The 16,016-nt window shown below is 55.5% G+C and carries 13 protein-coding genes; 8 read left to right on the top strand and 5 right to left on the bottom strand.

From position 1 onward, the window contains the following. Positions 1-17: 17 nt before the first annotated feature. From J2Z18_RS18565 to J2Z18_RS18555, 3 genes are read right to left on the bottom strand one after another with little or no spacing between them, the layout of a single operon-like run. Positions 18-1,403, bottom strand: a complete 1,386-nt coding sequence (locus J2Z18_RS18565) for a nucleoside recognition domain-containing protein (RefSeq protein ID WP_007130774.1) — start codon at positions 1,401-1,403, stop codon at positions 18-20. After that, entirely contained in the window at positions 1,366-2,100 is a 735-nt protein-coding gene (locus tag J2Z18_RS18560; protein ID WP_210095148.1) for a FeoB small GTPase domain-containing protein, read from the bottom strand. Before J2Z18_RS18560 ends, J2Z18_RS18565 begins: the two co-directional genes overlap by 38 nt. Then, a complete protein-coding gene (locus tag J2Z18_RS18555; protein WP_007130772.1) occupies positions 2,097-2,348 on the bottom strand; it encodes a FeoA family protein in 252 nt (83 codons plus the stop codon). The genes J2Z18_RS18560 and J2Z18_RS18555 overlap by 4 nt, the downstream gene beginning before the upstream one ends. A gap of 494 nt (positions 2,349-2,842) precedes the next feature. Between J2Z18_RS18555 and J2Z18_RS18550 the strand changes: the two genes are divergently transcribed. The 5 genes from J2Z18_RS18550 (at position 2,843) to J2Z18_RS18530 (ending at position 10,285) form a co-directional block, all read left to right on the top strand. Beyond that, the gene (locus J2Z18_RS18550) at positions 2,843-3,913 is read left to right on the top strand and encodes a flavin-containing monooxygenase (RefSeq protein ID WP_040739024.1); all 1,071 of its coding nucleotides are present in this window, start codon (positions 2,843-2,845) and stop codon (positions 3,911-3,913) included. Beyond that, positions 3,894-4,199: an ArsR/SmtB family transcription factor gene (locus J2Z18_RS18545; RefSeq protein WP_007130770.1), complete on the top strand. Its 306-nt coding sequence runs from the start codon at positions 3,894-3,896 to the stop codon at positions 4,197-4,199. Before J2Z18_RS18550 ends, J2Z18_RS18545 begins: the two co-directional genes overlap by 20 nt. A gap of 437 nt (positions 4,200-4,636) precedes the next feature. Further along, positions 4,637-6,355: a proline--tRNA ligase gene (locus J2Z18_RS18540; protein WP_210095147.1), complete on the top strand. Its 1,719-nt coding sequence runs from the start codon at positions 4,637-4,639 to the stop codon at positions 6,353-6,355. Positions 6,356-6,584: 229 nt separating this feature from the next. Beyond that, entirely contained in the window at positions 6,585-7,601 is a 1,017-nt protein-coding gene (locus J2Z18_RS18535) for an MBL fold metallo-hydrolase (protein ID WP_210095146.1), read from the top strand. 251 nt (positions 7,602-7,852) lie between these two features. Continuing rightward, positions 7,853-10,285: a glycogen/starch/alpha-glucan phosphorylase gene (locus J2Z18_RS18530; RefSeq protein ID WP_210095145.1), complete on the top strand. Its 2,433-nt coding sequence runs from the start codon at positions 7,853-7,855 to the stop codon at positions 10,283-10,285. Between the two features lie 447 nt (positions 10,286-10,732). Here the strand turns inward: J2Z18_RS18530 and J2Z18_RS18525 are convergent, their stop codons facing one another. Further along, on the bottom strand, positions 10,733-11,296 hold the full coding sequence (locus tag J2Z18_RS18525; protein ID WP_007130766.1) for a phosphatidylglycerophosphatase A family protein: 564 nt from the start codon (positions 11,294-11,296) through the stop codon (positions 10,733-10,735). 216 nt (positions 11,297-11,512) lie between these two features. On the opposite strand from J2Z18_RS18525, the gene J2Z18_RS18520 reads away from it, so the two are divergent. The 3 genes from J2Z18_RS18520 (at position 11,513) to J2Z18_RS18510 (ending at position 14,086) form a co-directional block, all read left to right on the top strand. Next, on the top strand, positions 11,513-12,568 hold the full coding sequence (locus tag J2Z18_RS18520) for a GerMN domain-containing protein (protein WP_007130765.1): 1,056 nt from the start codon (positions 11,513-11,515) through the stop codon (positions 12,566-12,568). Positions 12,569-12,690: 122 nt separating this feature from the next. Further along, positions 12,691-13,449 (top strand): ribonuclease PH, encoded by a 759-nt coding sequence (rph, locus tag J2Z18_RS18515; RefSeq protein ID WP_007130764.1) that lies wholly within the window; start codon positions 12,691-12,693, stop codon positions 13,447-13,449. A 4-nt stretch (positions 13,450-13,453) separates the two neighbouring features. Then, positions 13,454-14,086, top strand: a complete 633-nt coding sequence (locus J2Z18_RS18510) for an XTP/dITP diphosphatase (RefSeq protein ID WP_007130763.1) — start codon at positions 13,454-13,456, stop codon at positions 14,084-14,086. A gap of 68 nt (positions 14,087-14,154) precedes the next feature. Here the strand turns inward: J2Z18_RS18510 and asnB are convergent, their stop codons facing one another. Then, positions 14,155-15,999 carry an asparagine synthase (glutamine-hydrolyzing) gene (gene asnB, locus J2Z18_RS18505; RefSeq protein WP_007130762.1) on the bottom strand — a complete coding sequence of 615 codons (1,845 nt, stop codon included), beginning with the start codon at positions 15,997-15,999 and terminating at the stop codon, positions 14,155-14,157. Positions 16,000-16,016: the final 17 nt, after the last annotated feature.

Raw genomic sequence — 16,016 nt, 5'->3', positions numbered from 1 at the left:
ATGACAGATTTGGTGTATCAGACCCACCCGAGCGCTCGCGCGGCTTGGGCGACAATAAATGTAACTAGAATCGCAATGGCCGTCGGAATGGCAAAGGACAGGAAGGTCCACTTGAAGCTTTTCGTTTCCTTCCAAATATTGAACAAGGTCGTGCCGCACGGATAGTGAAGCAGGGAGAACAGCATCATATTCAGCGCCGTCAGCCAGGTCCAGCCTTGATCCACGAAAATCTGCTTCAAAGCAAACATGTTCTCCACCTCGGTCAGCGACCCGGTTGCCAAGTACCCCATTAGGAGGATCGGCAGCACGATCTCGTTCGCGGGCAGTCCGATGATAAACGCCATCAGAATGAAGCCGTCCAATCCGAGCGCCTTGGCGAACGGATCCAGGAATTGGACGAAGTGAAGCAGAATGCTCGTATCCCCGATATAAATATTCGCCAGAATCCAGGTGAGCACGCCTGCCGGCGCGGCAACGATAACGGCTCGGCGCAGAACATAGATCGTCTTGTCGAGCGTTGCCCGCAGAATGGTATTCAGTATTTTCGGCTTCCTGTAGGGCGGCAGCTCCAGGGTATAGTGGGAAGGAACGCCTTTGAGCGCCGTTTTGGACAAGGTCCACGACACCGTCAGCGTAACAACGATCCCCAAGAGAACCATGCCCATAACAACCGATGCGGTTACGAGCGTCTGCACGCCCCCTGAAAAACCTGCAGCCATAAACAGGGAAGCCAGCAGAATGAGCGTCGGCCAGCGTCCGTTGCATGGCACGAAGTTATTGGTCAGGATGGCCAGCATCCGCTCGCGCGGCGATTCGATAATCCGGGTTGACATAATCGCTGCGGCGTTGCAGCCGAACCCCATAGCCATGGTGAGGGATTGCTTGCCGTGAGCGCCTGATTTTTTGAACAGGCGGTCGAGATTGAAGGCAACCCTAGGCAAATACCCGTAGTTCTCGAGCAGGGCAAACACCGGAAAGAAAATCGCCATCGGCGGCAGCATGACACTGATGACCCAGGCGGTGCCGCGGAACAATCCAAGGATCAATATCCCATGCAGCCAATCCGGAGCGTGAACCGCTTCGAATGCCGCCGTCAGATAGCCTTCAATCCAGCCGAAGAAGCTTGACAGCATGGAGGAGGGGACATTGGCTCCGGCAATCGTCAGGTAAAATATAACGCCGAGCATGGCCAGCATGATCGGGAACCCCCACAGCTTGGAGGTGAATATCCGGTCCAGGCGCTCCGAACGGTACAATCGTTCGCGATCCGTGACGGTGACCGCTTCGGCGCACAGCTCTCTGGATTTTTTGAACAATTCCCCGACGATCGACTCCCGGACGTCATCCACCTGGTCGGCAGGAATGCTACCGGTTAGTGCTTCCAAGCGCTTTAGCTGCTCCATAAATCATTCCCCCTCTATCCGAAGCGGCAAGTTTCTGTTTCAATGTGTCGATCAGCTTCCGGTCCCCGTCAAGAAGACGGATTGCCAGCCATCTTGCCGGATATTCATCGCCAACGATCAGCTTCAGCTCCGTCTCAAGCTTGGCGATCTCCTCCTCCAGCCGTTCGTTATATTTCATGCGGTAAGGAGTCGTTCGAATGCTTCCGGTGCACATGAGAAGCAGCTGCTCGGACAGCGTATCCAGGCCTTCATTGTTTCTGGCGGATATCGGGATAACCGGAACGCCGAGTTTTTGCGCAAGCTTGCCTGCATCAACCTTAATGCCTTTCTTCTTCGCCTCATCCATCAGATTGAGGCAGACGATCACCCGGTCCGTCATTTCAAGCACTTGAAGCGCCAAATTCAGGCTGCGTTCCAGCGCCGTCGAGTCCAGCACCAGCAGCGTCACGTCCGGTTTCTCAAAGACGATGTAATCGCGGGCTACCTCTTCGTCCGCAGAGTTGGAGAACAGGGAATACGTTCCCGGCAGATCGATGAACCGGAAACGGGAATTCTTGTATTCGTAATAGCCGCTGGCCAAGCTTACCGTCTTGCCCGACCAGTTGCCGGTATGCTGCTTGAGGCCGGTGAGAGCGTTGAACAGCGTGCTTTTTCCCGTATTCGGATTCCCGGCCAGCGCAATCGTATAAGTTCTCATGACGGCATCACCTTGCCCCAGATTAACTGACTCTCCTCTTGTCTCAATGCGATGACCGTACCAGCTACTCTATAAGAGATGGGATCTCCCAGCGGACTCGCCTTCAGCACTTCAATGACGGCCCCCGGAACAAAGCCCAGGTCCAGAAGCCTGCGTTTCAGCTCACCCTGTATATCGACTCGCTCAATCAGGAAACGTTCCCCGAGAGACGCCTGATGCAAATGCTGCAAAATATTTGTCTCGTCCATAAAGTTTAACCTCTCCCTATTAAATTGGTCCGAGCATATATTGTTTCCTTAAAGCAACTTTACGCCTATAGTATGACCGATTCGCTCCATTGTCAACTGGCAGAAGAAATTTTTTCTATTCAGATTCCATTCGGATATTACCGGGTCACCCTTCCTCTTTTGCTGGATCGTTGGTCGGTTGCCACGGAAGAGGACGGCTTGACGATTAGATTATATGACGTTTCTAATGCAGAATTGGGATCATGATGGATTGGCATCATGGTGGACCTGGCATTACGACGGACTGGAATTACGATGGACTGGAATTACGATGGACTGGTATTATGGTAGACCCGGCATTACGATGGACCTGGCGTCATGATGGACTCGTAATGGTGGATTGGGATTGCGGGGAATGGTGATCCATGATATATCTATATATGAACAATTATTCATATAAATAATCATACGATCAAAATATGATTCCATTTTATCGATGAGGTGAACCGGACATGATTTATGATGCGATCGTTATAGGGGCAGGACAGGCTGGAATGGCGGCAGGGTATTGGCTGAAGCGGGAAGGGCAGCATTTTCTCATATTGGACCGGGGGAGGGAGGCGGGAGAAATGTGGAGCTCGCGTTACAAGTCGTTGAAGCTGTTCACCCCGCGAACCCACAGCGCTCTCCCCGGGTTGAAGCTTGAAGGGGATCCCATCGGCTTCCCGAACAAACAAGAGATGGCTGCTTATTTGAAAAAATACGCCGCGAAGTTCGAGCTGCCGATTCGGTTCGGGAGCGAAGTGGTCGCTGTCCGGAAGGAGGAAGGGACCTTCCTGATCCATACCGAGCGTGAAGTATTCCAATCACGTGCGCTGATTGTGGCGACGGGCCCGTTCCAGCAGCCGAGAATCCCCGATTTTGCTTCACATCTGCCGAGGGACATTATGCAGCTCCACTCCTCTGCCTATCAAGAGCCTTCACAGCTTCAAGACGGGCCGGTGCTCGTCGTTGGCGGCGGCAACAGCGGAGCCCAAATTGCGGCGGAGCTGGCCGATACCCGTGAAACTTACCTGGCACTGGCTGAGCAGCCGCGGTACTTGCCTATGTCGCTTTTCGGCCGCAGCCTGTTCTGGTGGCTGGATCTCGCGGGCATTTTGAGAGCCGATTCATCTTCTTGGGCAGGACAACGATTACGGCGTCAAAGAGATCCGATCTTCGGCTATGAATTGAAACAAGCGGTGAAGTGCGGTAAAGTGGTGTTAAAAACGAGAGCCGTCCATGCCGGGGCTGCCGGCATTCAATTCGCCGATGGCTCCCGGCTGACGGTCCGGAACATCGTTTGGGCGACAGGCTACGTTACATCATACGGCTGGCTGCAGGTGGATGGGGCGCTGGATGCAAACCGGAAGGTTGTCCATACGCGCGGCGTCAGTCCGATCGAGGGATTGTATTATGTCGGATTGCCTTGGCAAACGCACCGCGGCTCATCACTGCTGGCCGGCGTCGGCCGGGACGCCCGCGAGGTTGTGCGAGCGATGATGATTCAGAAAGAGGGGATAAGGAATGGAAAAGGAACACCATGAGCTTCTACATGAGGAGCAGGCGATGGAAGCGTCCCGGCTGCTTAAAGCGATATCGGATCCGACGCGGATCCGGATTCTGCATCTGCTGTCCCAAGAGGAATGCCCCGTGGGTCATATCGCCGAGGTGCTCGGCATGAGCCAGTCTGCGGTATCCCACCAGCTAAGCTATCTTCGAAGCTTGCGGCTGGTCAAATACCGGAGAGACGGCAACACGTATTACTATACATATGAGGATGAGCATGTCATCGGCATTCTGCGCCAGGTGCTGGACCATCTTGCTCATTAAGGAAGCTTGAACTGAAAGCTTAACCTGCTTGACATGACAGGCGACTTGGCTGTAATGTATTGGGAAATAAATGTTCGCGAAAATAACGATGACCAAGGACATAAGTCCGCAGGATCCGGCGAGACAGAGAAGAGGCCCACGGCTGAAAGGCTTCGCTCGCAAGGCTGCGTGCTTCCTACCTTGCAGTTGCCCTGGCCTTGTGCAAGCAAGCCGGTGCCGGCACGGCCCGTTACAGCCGAGGATAAGGATCTTTCCGAGACCGCTCTTTGGCTATTTCGGAAGGTTGAATTAGGGTGGTACCACGAGCACATTCGTCCCTTTGGGATGAATGTGCTTTTTTATATTTGCCCGATCGATTCAGCCCTGGCTGCCGCTGTTGGTCGGGCCCTATCAGGTATTCGTTCACGAACGCTACGAAATAAAGGAGGATGATGGACATGCGGCAAAGCCAACTGCTCATGAACACGAAGCGCGACGTGCCGTCCGAGGCGGAGGCGCTGAGCCACCAATGGATGCTGCGCGGAGGTTATATGCGTCAAAACGCGGCAGGGATATATTCCTATCTGCCGCTTGGGCGGCGCGTGCTGCGCAACATTGAAGAGATCGTGCGCCAGGAGATGGATGCCTTCGGCGCGCAGGAGCTGCTGATGCCCGCGATGCAGCCGGCCGAGCTGTGGCGGGAATCGGGAAGATACGGTGTGTACGGGCCTGAGCTGATCCGGCTGCATGATCGCCATGAACGCGAGTTTGTACTCGGACCGACGCATGAGGAGGTCATCACCTCGATCGTGCGCCAGGAAATCGCTTCGTACCGCTCGCTTCCGGTGAATTTATACCAGATTCAGACGAAATACCGTGACGAGCGGCGGCCGCGATTCGGCCTGCTTCGGGGACGGGAATTCTTGATGAAGGACGCATATTCCTTCGACAAGGACTGGGAAGGCCTCGATCGATCGTACCGGATCATGTATGAAACGTATGAGCGTATCTTTCAGCGCTGCGGCCTGACGTTCCGGGCGGTTGAAGCCGATACGGGGGCGATGGGCGGACAAGGGGAGACCCATGAATTTATGGCGCTTGCCGATATCGGGGAGGATACCATCGTCTCCTGCAGCGATTGCAGCTATGCCGCCAATCTGGAGCGGGCCGAGACGGCGTATCCCGAGATTGCCCCTGACGCGGAGATTGAGGACCGGAACGCTTTGAAACCGGTGCTGGTTCGAACGCCGAACGTTCGGACGATCGGGGAGCTCACCGCATTTATGGAGATCAACCCCGACCAGGTGATCAAGACGTTGATTTACCGTGCCGACGATGAACTGGTCGGGGTGCTCGTCCGAGGCGATAGGGAAGTGAACGAGCTAAAGGTAAAGGGCTATCTAAAGGCCGAGAGCGTGGAGCTGGCAGCCGAGGAAGAGGTGGCGGAGGCTACGGGTGCTCCGATCGGATATGCCGGCCCTGTCGGGCTATCGATGAAGCTGTTGGTCGACCGTGAAGTTGCCGCATTATCCGGGGGAGTCACAGGTGCCAATCAGTCGGACGCCCATCTTACGGGCGTCCGTCCCGGCCGGGATTTTTCGCTCACGCATACCGGTGACTTCCGCAATGCGGCCGAGGGGGATGCATGTCCCCGCTGCCGCGGACGGCTGCAGTTTCATCGCGGCATCGAGCTCGGGCATGTCTTCATGCTTGGCACCAAATACAGCGAATCCATGAACGCGGGGTTCCTTGACGCGGACGGACGGCAGAAGCCGCTGATTATGGGCTGCTACGGAATCGGCGTGTCCCGAGTCATGGCAGCGGTCGCCGAGCAGAGCATTTCAGGCGGACGGCTCGTCTGGCCGATGGCGATCGCTCCGTTTAAGGTGCACATTATCCCGATAGCGGTCAAGGATGAAGCCCAGATGCGTCTCGCCGAGCAGCTGTACCATGAGCTTGCAAGCGCCGGTCTTGAACCGCTGCTGGATGACCGCGATGAGCGGGCCGGCGTCAAGTTCAAGGATGCCGATCTGGCAGGCGCGCCGCTGCGGCTGATCATCGGCCGCGGGGCCGCCTCCGGCGAGGTGGAGTGGATGGGCGAGGACGGGATCAAGCTTCCATTGAAGGCGGATGAGGCCGTTCGCCGGGCAAGGGAGGCTGCTGCCTCCAGCAGGTAAAGCTAATCTCCAAACCCTGACAGCAAATAGATGTACATCAGATGATTTAAACTGCGGGGCTGCACATCGGCCCGTATCCTTCAGCGCGCTGAGACGATCAAGGGAAGAGCACCTTTAAATTGCTTGGGTTCATGCGTTGGTAGCCCAGACTTGTGTCCATGTTGGAAGCGGGCTTATGATGGTAGGGATAAGAATCGAAGCGACAGACCGATGGAGGTTTTTTATCTGTATGAATAACAATCACAAGGGAGACCATCCGGACATTTCCTGGTTGGATGAGCATGAGCTGGTCCAGGTCAAAATCACGCTGGCCAATCCGCTCCGCTGGGTGAACAGTTACGTGCTGCGGGGGGAAGAAGGCATTACCATACTGGACCCGGGCCCGCGCACGGCTGTCTCGGAGCAGGAGTGGCTGAACGCCCTCTCCAGTCTGAGTATCGGCTTCGGGGACGTCGCTAGCGTGGTGCTGACCCATCATCACCCCGACCATTACGGATTGGCCGGCTGGTTCCAAGAACGGTCCGGGGCTGACGTGTGGATGTCGCAGCGGGCCCATGAGGAGGCCGGGCTGATGTGGGGGACGAACTCGAGCATGGATCGGGTGCTCCCTGCGTATTTCCGCCGTCACGGCATGCCGGAGGCGAGGCTTGCGGAGCTGCCGGGGCATTTGAACAGCTTCTTTCCCCAGGTGACCCCCCAGCCGAAGGTGTCTTTTCTTCATGAAGGGGTGCCGCTGCGCATGGGAGGCCGCTTATGGCTGCCGATCGAGACGGCCGGTCATGCGCCGGGCCACCTCTCATTCTTCCACGAAGACAGCGGGGCCCTGTTATGCGGCGATGCCGTGCTCCCGCAAATATCGCCCAACGTGAGCCTGCTGCCGGGAAGCGATCCTCAGCCGCTGGCCTCGTTCCTTGCAGGGCTGCGCCGCCTGCGGGAACTGCATGTCCGGACGGCGTATCCCGGACACCGTCACCCGTTCACGCATTTCCGTGAACGGATTGATGCGCTCCTCCTCCACCATGAGGAGCGGCTGAGTGACATCGCCGGCATGCTTGGCGCTGCCGGGCGACTCACCGCCTTCGAGGTATGCACCGCCCTCTTCGGCGATAAGCTCGGCATCCATCAGCTGCGCTTCGCCATGTGCGAAGCGCTTGCCCATCTTGCCGAGCTCGTATCCCGCGGCCACGTGGAGCAGCTGGATGCAGGGGATGGCACAAGCTATTTCGCTGTGCGGAAGCGCCCCTGATCCAGAGCGATTAACGTGTCCGTTTGCCAAGACCGCCCGTTTACGACTGTTGCTCAAGCTGTCGTAGACAGGGCGGTTATTCATGTTCTGGCGGCAAATATTCCATTGCTCTGAAAATTCCCTTGCTCGCGGGGGTTATCAGTCAGAGTTAGGCTTACTCCGCGTATACACGCATATATATAGGTACGGTCGCCGCAATTGCATAAGCCTTCCGCATTGTATTGATTACGAATCCGTCAGGAGGATTTCATTTGTTTAACAACAAGGAAGCGTTCAAACAGGTCTTTACAGAGCTATTGGTAAGCCGTTTGGGAAAAGGGCTTGAAGAGGCTACAGCCGAGGATGCCTACAAAATTCTCGGCGGCATGATTCGCGAATTCGTCGGAAGCCAGTGGGCAGCTTCAAACCGGACGTACCGGGATACGAAGCAGAAGCAGGTGTATTATTTTTCGATGGAGTTTCTGATCGGCCGTCTGCTGGGCGCCAATCTGCTCAATCTCGGACTGCTGGACATCGTCCGCAGCGGGCTGAAGGAGCTCGGCTGGGAGCTTGAGGAGCTTGAGGAACAGGAGCCGGATGCCGGTCTCGGCAACGGGGGGCTCGGAAGGCTGGCCGCATGCTTCCTGGACTCGCTCGCCTCGTTAAGCTATGCGGGACACGGCTGCGGCATCCGGTACCGATACGGGCTGTTCGAGCAGCGTATTATGGACGGCGAGCAGGTGGAGCTGCCCGATAATTGGCTTCGGGATGGAAACGTGTGGGAGGAGCGGCGAGCGGATAAAGCGGTGGAGATTTCCTTCTGGGGTCGTGTGGAGATTTCGGAGCGTGATGGCAAAACGGTGTTTGATACCGTGGAGGATGAACGAATATTGGCTGTGCCGTACGATATGCCGGTGATCGGTTACGGCGAGTCGCAAGTGAATACATTGCGGCTGTGGAGCGCCGAAGCGACCGTCGATTCCGCAGCCATTCGCCTGAGCCATCAAAGCGGGTATTACCGGTATCTGGAATACGCCCGTCAGGTGGAGTCGATTTCGGAGTTTCTGTACCCGGACGATAAATCTTACGAGGGCAAGCTGCTGCGTTTGAAACAGCAGTATTTTCTATCCAGTGCAGGCGTTCAGAGCATTCTTCGAACATTTGATAAGCTTGGACTTCCGTACAGGGAGCTGCCGGAGCATGCCGCCATTCACATTAACGACACACACCCTACGCTCGTGATCCCCGAGCTTATCCGAATTCTCATCGACGACAAGGGACTTGGCTGGGATGAAGCCTGGGAAGTGGCCCATCGGACGGTATCTTACACGAACCATACGCTGATGAGCGAAGCTCTCGAGAAATGGCCGGCGGGGATGGTCCGGGAATTGCTGCCCCGCATTTATATGATCATTGAGGAGATGAACAAGCGCTTCTGCGGTATGCTGCTGGCCCGATATCCCCAGCAGATGGAGCGGATATCGGAGCTGGCGATCATCGAAGGGGATCAGATCCGAATGGCAAATTTAGCGGCTTGGGGCAGCTATCATATTAACGGCGTCGCCGGGCTGCATACCGAGCTGCTGAAGACGGATGTCATGAAGCATCACTACGAGCTGTACCCCGAGCGATTCAGCAATAAGACGAACGGCATTACTCATCGGCGCTGGCTGATTCACAGCAATCCGGGACTAACGCGGCTCATCAGCTCCGCGATCGGCACGGAGTGGATCAACGATCCCTTAGCCCTGCGGGAGCTGGAAGCCTATAAGCGGGATGCCGCCTTCCAGGAACGGCTCATGCGGATTAAGCAGGACAATAAACGGCGGCTCGCGGACTTTATTGCAGCCAGGCAAGGCGTCCGGGTGGATCCGGATTCCTTGTTCGATGTTCATGTCAAGCGGCTTCACGGTTACAAGAGGCAGCTGTTAAACATTTTGAGGGTGATTCATGATTACAATGAGATGAAGGAGCGGCCGACGGTTCCTCGTGTTCCGCGTACGGTTATATTCGGAGCGAAGGCTGCGCCGGGATACGATTTGGCGAAAAGCATTATCCAGCTGATCCATGCGGTGGCCGATGTCATCAATCGGGATCCGGAGGTGAATGATAAGCTGCGGGTGCTCTTTCTCGAAAATTATTCCGTTTCCCTTGCCGAGAAGATCATTCCGGCTGCCGATGTCAGTGAACAAATATCGACCGCGGGGAAAGAGGCCTCCGGTACGGGGAACATGAAGTTCATGATGAACGGGGCGTTGACGATTGGAACGCTGGACGGGGCCAATGTGGAGATGCACCGGATGATCGGGGAGGAGCATATGTTTCTGTTCGGGCTGCGAGCCGAGGAGGTGCTTGAGCTGTCCCGATCCGGCGGGTATTTTGCAAGAGCCTGTTATGAACAGGATGCCCGGATCGCCCGCGTGCTGGATCAACTGGCTTACCCGAGTCCCTTCAGCCGTCACGGCCGGCCATTTGGCCGCATTCTCCAGGCGCTGCTCGATCATAATGACGAATATTTCGTGCTGAAGGATTTTCATGCCTATGTCACGGCACAGGCAGCTGTTGAAAAAGCCTATGTCAATCCAAGAAGATGGGCTGAGAGCGCTATTGTCAATATCGCACATTCGGGCCGCTTCTCCAGTGACTGCACCATTGCCCGGTATGCCTCCGAGATATGGCGGGTGCTCCCAGTGAAGAAGGGATAGGACGTCCGGCTTCCGGAATGGAGCGGGATCGCACGGAGTAATAAATCTATAATCCTACGAAAAAAAGCCCCGTTACAGGATAACGGGGGGCAGCAACAGGTGCTCTATTGAATCGTTCTCATCATAGGATATGTTCGAGGTTTGAAGAATGACTAGATAGATTTACCGGTGTGGACGAAATTAAGGCCCGATTATTTCGGAATGTGCGAGACCCTATATTATAGAAGAAACCCGGCTGCAGAGGACGTTGCAGAGCTTCTGTGACCTATCCCATTCGTCTATAACTCTTTGAAATGAGGAACGTTTTGACGGTTCTTTTCTGTAAAGATTGTATTCTTGCAGCGTCTTTCGCGTTAAAAGCAGCAAGCAGGCTCGCTTTCAGAAGCGGGCCTGCTTGCTTTACTTCATATGTTGAAAGTAGCGTCCGCCAGAGGAGGTTTAATTGCACTAATCCTTCGGCAGTTCTTCGGTCGTCCCATACAATTCAAGCTCCCGTTCCGCCTGCTTGCGGTGGGCGATCCGGCTGCTGGCCGCCGCGGCAACAGCCCCGACGATATCGTCCAGGAAGGTATGGACGTCTCCGTCCGTTTTGTCGTTAAGCCGTTCAAGGACGCCGGGCTTCAGCTTGTCGATGTATCCGTAGTTCGTAAAGCCGATGCTGCCGTACACGTTAACAATGGAGAAGGCCAGAACCTCGTCTACGCCATACAGCCCTTCATCATTGGCCAGCATCTCCTGAAGGGGAGAAATAAGCTTCCCTTCCTCCGCCAGCTTGTCCAGCTGGATTCCGGTCAGCACCGCATTCTGGACCTCGCGCTTGCTTAGAACCGCGTCGACGTTCTGCATGCATTCCTCCATCGTCAAATTCGGATAATATTTCTTCTGAAGGATCATCACCAGCTCGGCGATTTCCTCCACCTTGACTCCTCGTTCCTTAAGCAGGCTTCGGGTTGCTTCCGCTACCTTTTTGCTGTTGAGACTATACGGGATGTTTGCATCCATTTCAGCCATGATGGATATCACCTCATTTTCGTAGTTTGGTAAAAGCTGCTTATAGAGGTTGTTCAAAAAGTCGTCTTTTGACTTTTTGATCTCGCGCTTAAAGACGATTGTACTTTTTAGGAACCCCTTTGTCCAGAAAGGGGAAACTGGACGGTATTTTTTTGGAAAGGGCTCGTATACATAGGAGTACAACCTGTACTAAAAATGTTAGGGGAGGAACAATACATGACCAGTAAACGTAATCTTCGCAGGCTTTCGGCCGCCGGGCTGCTTGCTGTTCCGATTATCATGTCCGGCTGCGGTCCGTTTGCGGGCAAACAGTCCGAAGCGATTGACCCGCCGCCTGCACAAGTGGAGAAGCAAATGTTGGAGAATGTGAATTCCTCGGCTGCCCAGGGTGAGATCGGCATGCAGACGACGGTATATCTTGCCGATGCCAGGGGAATGCTTGCGCCTGTGACGCTGGGCATACCGAAGGCGGAGGCCGGGAGTGAGCTAAAGGAGTCTTTGGAAGTACTCGTCAGCGGCGGACGCTATACCGGATATATTCCGCAGGGCTTCCAAGGCGTACTGCCGGCCGGAACGGTAATTAACAATGTGACCGTCGATGCGGAGAACAAAATGGCCGTTGTGGAATTCAATAAGGCATTTACCGAATACAAGCCTTCGGATGAACGGAAAATTTTGGAGGCGCTGACCTGGACGCTGACAGGGCATGAGGGTGTTGAACAGATGCAGGTATGGGTAGAGGGGACACGCTTGACCGAAATGCCGGTGAATAAAACGCCGCTGGACCGCCCGCTCTCCCGCTCGATGGGCATCAATCTGCAGAAGGCCGACGATGCGGTGTATTCCGCTTCTTCCCCGGTTACCGTATATTTCTCCTCGGTTACTCCGTCCGGGATCCAGTACTATGTCCCGGTTACAAGACTCGTGCCGAGCGGTCAAGATGCGGTAACAGCCGCGCTGAACGAGCTGATCCGCGGCCCGCAGTACGGTGACGGCCTGGCGGAGGTCATTCCGGACAATACGAAGGTAAAAGCTATCGAGAAAGGGGAGGACGGTTCGGTGACCGTATCCCTTGAAGACGGCATGTTTGTCGAAGGGGATGCGGTTCCGGTTGAGCTGCTTCAAGCCGTCGTATTGACGGTATCCGAAAACGCGAACGACGCGAAGGTCAAAATCCATATGAATGATCTGGCCGAGGTCATCGGGGAAGACAGCCGCAACTACAGCGAGCCTGTAAGCGCGCCGGAATTCATTAACGAAATATCGATTTAAGAGCCGGGCATTTGCTGACGATACGGGGACTGTCTCTCGTCCAAAAAGGTGCTTTTATGCCAACACTTTGGTAGAATAGGGGATGCTGATCAGGATTGCGATATGAAGTAGGAGGCAAACAAATGAGATCTAACGGACGTAAGAGCGATGAGCTTCGCCCGATGAATTTATCAACCCATGTGAATAAATATGCGGAAGGCTCTGTGTACATCGAGATGGGGGACACCAAGGTATTGATTACCGCTACCGTGGACGAGAAGGTTCCCCCGTTCCTGAAGGGACAGGGAAAAGGCTGGGTTACGGCCGAATATTCGATGCTGCCGCGCGCAACGCAGTCCCGCAATCAGCGGGAAGCGAACCGCGGCAAGCTGAGCGGACGGACGATGGAAATTCAGCGGCTGATCGGCCGTGCGCTCCGGTCCGTTGTAAATCTGAATGCGCTTGGCGAGCGGACGATTACCCTGGATTGCGATGTTATCCAGGCGGACGGCGGAACGCGGACGACTTCCATCACGGGTGCATTCGTTGCGCTGGCCATCGCGGTCAATAAAATTGCCGAGCAGCATAAGCTTGCGGTATTCCCGATTACCGATTACCTGGCATCCGTCAGCGTCGGCATTGCGGGCGGACAGGCGCTGCTTGACCTGAACTATGAGGAAGACTCCAAGGCGAAGGTGGATATGAACCTGGTTATGACGGGCAGCGGAACATTCGTCGAGGTTCAGGGAACCGGGGAAGAGAGCCCGTTCTCCCGACAGGAGCTGGACCAAATTTTGGAGCTTGGGCAAAAAGGAATCAACGAGCTGATCGCTAGACAACAGGAAGCGCTTGGACCGATCGCGGCAAAGATTGGATCGGTGAACGCGGGAAGCGGAGTGTAAGGCGATGGCATTCGTACTAGGAGATACACTTATCGTAGCGACGCGCAATGCGGGGAAAGTGAAGGAATTCGCCCATGCATTCGCAGCTTTCGGCACGGAAGTAAAAAGCATGTATGACTTTCCCGACCTGCCGGATGTCGTCGAGGACGGAGCAACGTTTGAAGAGAATGCCTTCAAGAAAGCCAAAGAGGTCGCCGAAGCGCTGGGGCTGCCCGTGCTTGCGGACGATTCCGGTTTGTGCGTCGATGCGCTCGGGGGAGCGCCCGGCGTGTACTCTGCCAGGTACGCCGGAACGCACGGCGCCGACGAGGATAACAACGCGAAGCTTCTTGCCGAGCTGGAGAAGCTGAAGCTCGGTGAGGACACGGAGCAGCCGCTGCTCAGTCCGGCCCGGTTCGTCTGCGTTCTGGTATTGTATGATCCGCAGTCGGGACGTAAGCTTACGGCTGAGGGAACGGTGGACGGCTGGATTACATCCGAGCCGGCCGGTGGGGGCGGCTTCGGCTATGATCCGCTCTTCTACCTGCCGAGCCATGAGAAGACGATGGCGGAATTGACCATGGAAGAGAAGCAGGCTATCAGCCATCGCGGCGAAGCGCTGTCGAAGCTTGTGGCCCAGCTGAAATCGGAAATGTAGGGAACGTAAGGAAACCATGCCCTGGCGAGACGGGCATGGTTCCTTTTTTTTATGCTGAAAGGCAATCGTCAGCGTATCGAGACATTGTACTCCTTAAGCCAGAAATGTACCTGTGCCAGGTATGCAAACAATTGCGGGCCGGACATCAGCTGCCCGAACCAAGGAAGGTTGGACGAAGCATCCGGTGAGGATGCCAGCTCGCGGATCCGCGTCTTGTCGATAAGCGGCAGCAGCGGTGAGGAGGCGTCGTCCAAAATGCGGAGCACCTGAGCCTTGACCGCCGCGAGATAGTTCGGGTTATGGGTTTTTGGATACGGACTTTTTTTCCGATAGAGCACATCGTCTGGAAGAACGCCTTCGAGCGCTTTTCGGAGAATGCCCTTTTCCCGGTTTCCGGTCGACTTGATGCTCCACGGAATATTCCATACATATTCAATCAGCCGGTGGTCCGTATAAGGAACCCGGACTTCCAATCCAACGCCCATGCTCATCCGGTCCTTCCGATCCAGCAGCGTTGGCATGAAGCGGGTGATATTAAGGTATGACATGACCCGCATCTTCGCCTGCTCCCCGGTTTCGCCGTCCAGCTTCGGAACCTCGGCCACCGCATCCGAATAACGATCCCCGAGGTATTCCAGCGGCCGGATCCATTCCCGGATTTCGGGAGACAAGAGACTTGCCCGCATATCCGGTGCAACCGACCAAGGAAAGGTGCCGGAATTGAGCATTTCTTCCCGGTGAAACCATGGATAGCCGCCGAATATTTCATCGGCAGCCTCGCCGGATATGGCGACCGTTGCGCCTTTTTTGATCTCGCGGCAGAAGAGGAATAAGGAAGCATCGACATCCGCCATTCCCGGCAGATCACGCGTCCTTGTTGAATCATCCAGCGCCTCGACCAGCTCGGGCGTGTCAAACTCGACCCAATGATGATGGGTCCCGAGCTCCTCATGCATGCGCTTGATCCACGGTCCATCGGCGCCAGGCTGGAAGGAGTGGGACTGGAAATGCTTGCTGTTGTCGACATAATCGACGGAGTAGGTATGCACTTGTCCTTGGCCTGTTCGCCGGTAATAGTCTACGGCCAGCGACGAGAGCGCGCTGGAATCCAGCCCTCCGGAGAGCAGCGAGCAGACCGGAACATCCGATACGAGCTGGCGTTCTACCGTATCGCGGAGAAGGCCCTGCAGGTAGCTTGCCGTGCGTAGGACATCATCCTCATGGGGCTTGCTTTCCAGCTTCCAGTACGTATACTTTCGCAGCCCTTCCCGGCTAAAGATCATGGCCATGCCAGGACGAAGCTCGGAAATATCCTTGTAAACGCCATGCCCAGGCGTTCTTGCAGGGCCGATAATGAACACTTCGGCAAGCCCTTCCGCCCCGACCACCGGCTCGACCTTGGGGTGCTGCAGCAGTGCCTTCGGCTCGGAGCCGAAGATTAGCGTTCCATCGATATAACTGTAGAACAAAGGTTTAACCCCGACCCGGTCACGCGCCAGAAATACCTGTTCACGCGCGCTGTCCCAAATGGCAAACGCAAAAATACCGTTAAGGCGCTCCAGGCAGTCGGGGCCCCATTCGATATAGGAGACCAGGAGAACCTCGGTATCGCATTTGGTGCTGAAACGGTGTCCGCGTCGTATGAGATCCTCTCGAAGCTCGACTGCATTATATAATTCCCCATTGTATACAATAGCGTAGACTTCATCTTCCTGATGAATGATCATCGGCTGTGCTCCATTTTCGGGGTCGATCACGCTGAGTCTGCGGTGACCGAATGCGCACGGGTTTGAAATCCAGGTGCCGGATCCGTCAGGTCCGCGGTGAGCCAAACTCTCTGTCATTTTTACCAGCAGCTGCGAATCCTGCGTCAAATCGCCGTTCCATTGTATAAAACCGGTTATTCCGCACATGACGGTTCATCCTCTCT

It is taken from the genome of Paenibacillus lactis (genome assembly GCF_017873605.1).
GTDB lineage: Bacteria > Bacillota > Bacilli > Paenibacillales > Paenibacillaceae > Paenibacillus_AQ > Paenibacillus_AQ lactis.
The sequence above is the reverse complement of the archived record's forward strand: the minus strand, read 5'-3'. Positions and strand labels throughout refer to the sequence as shown.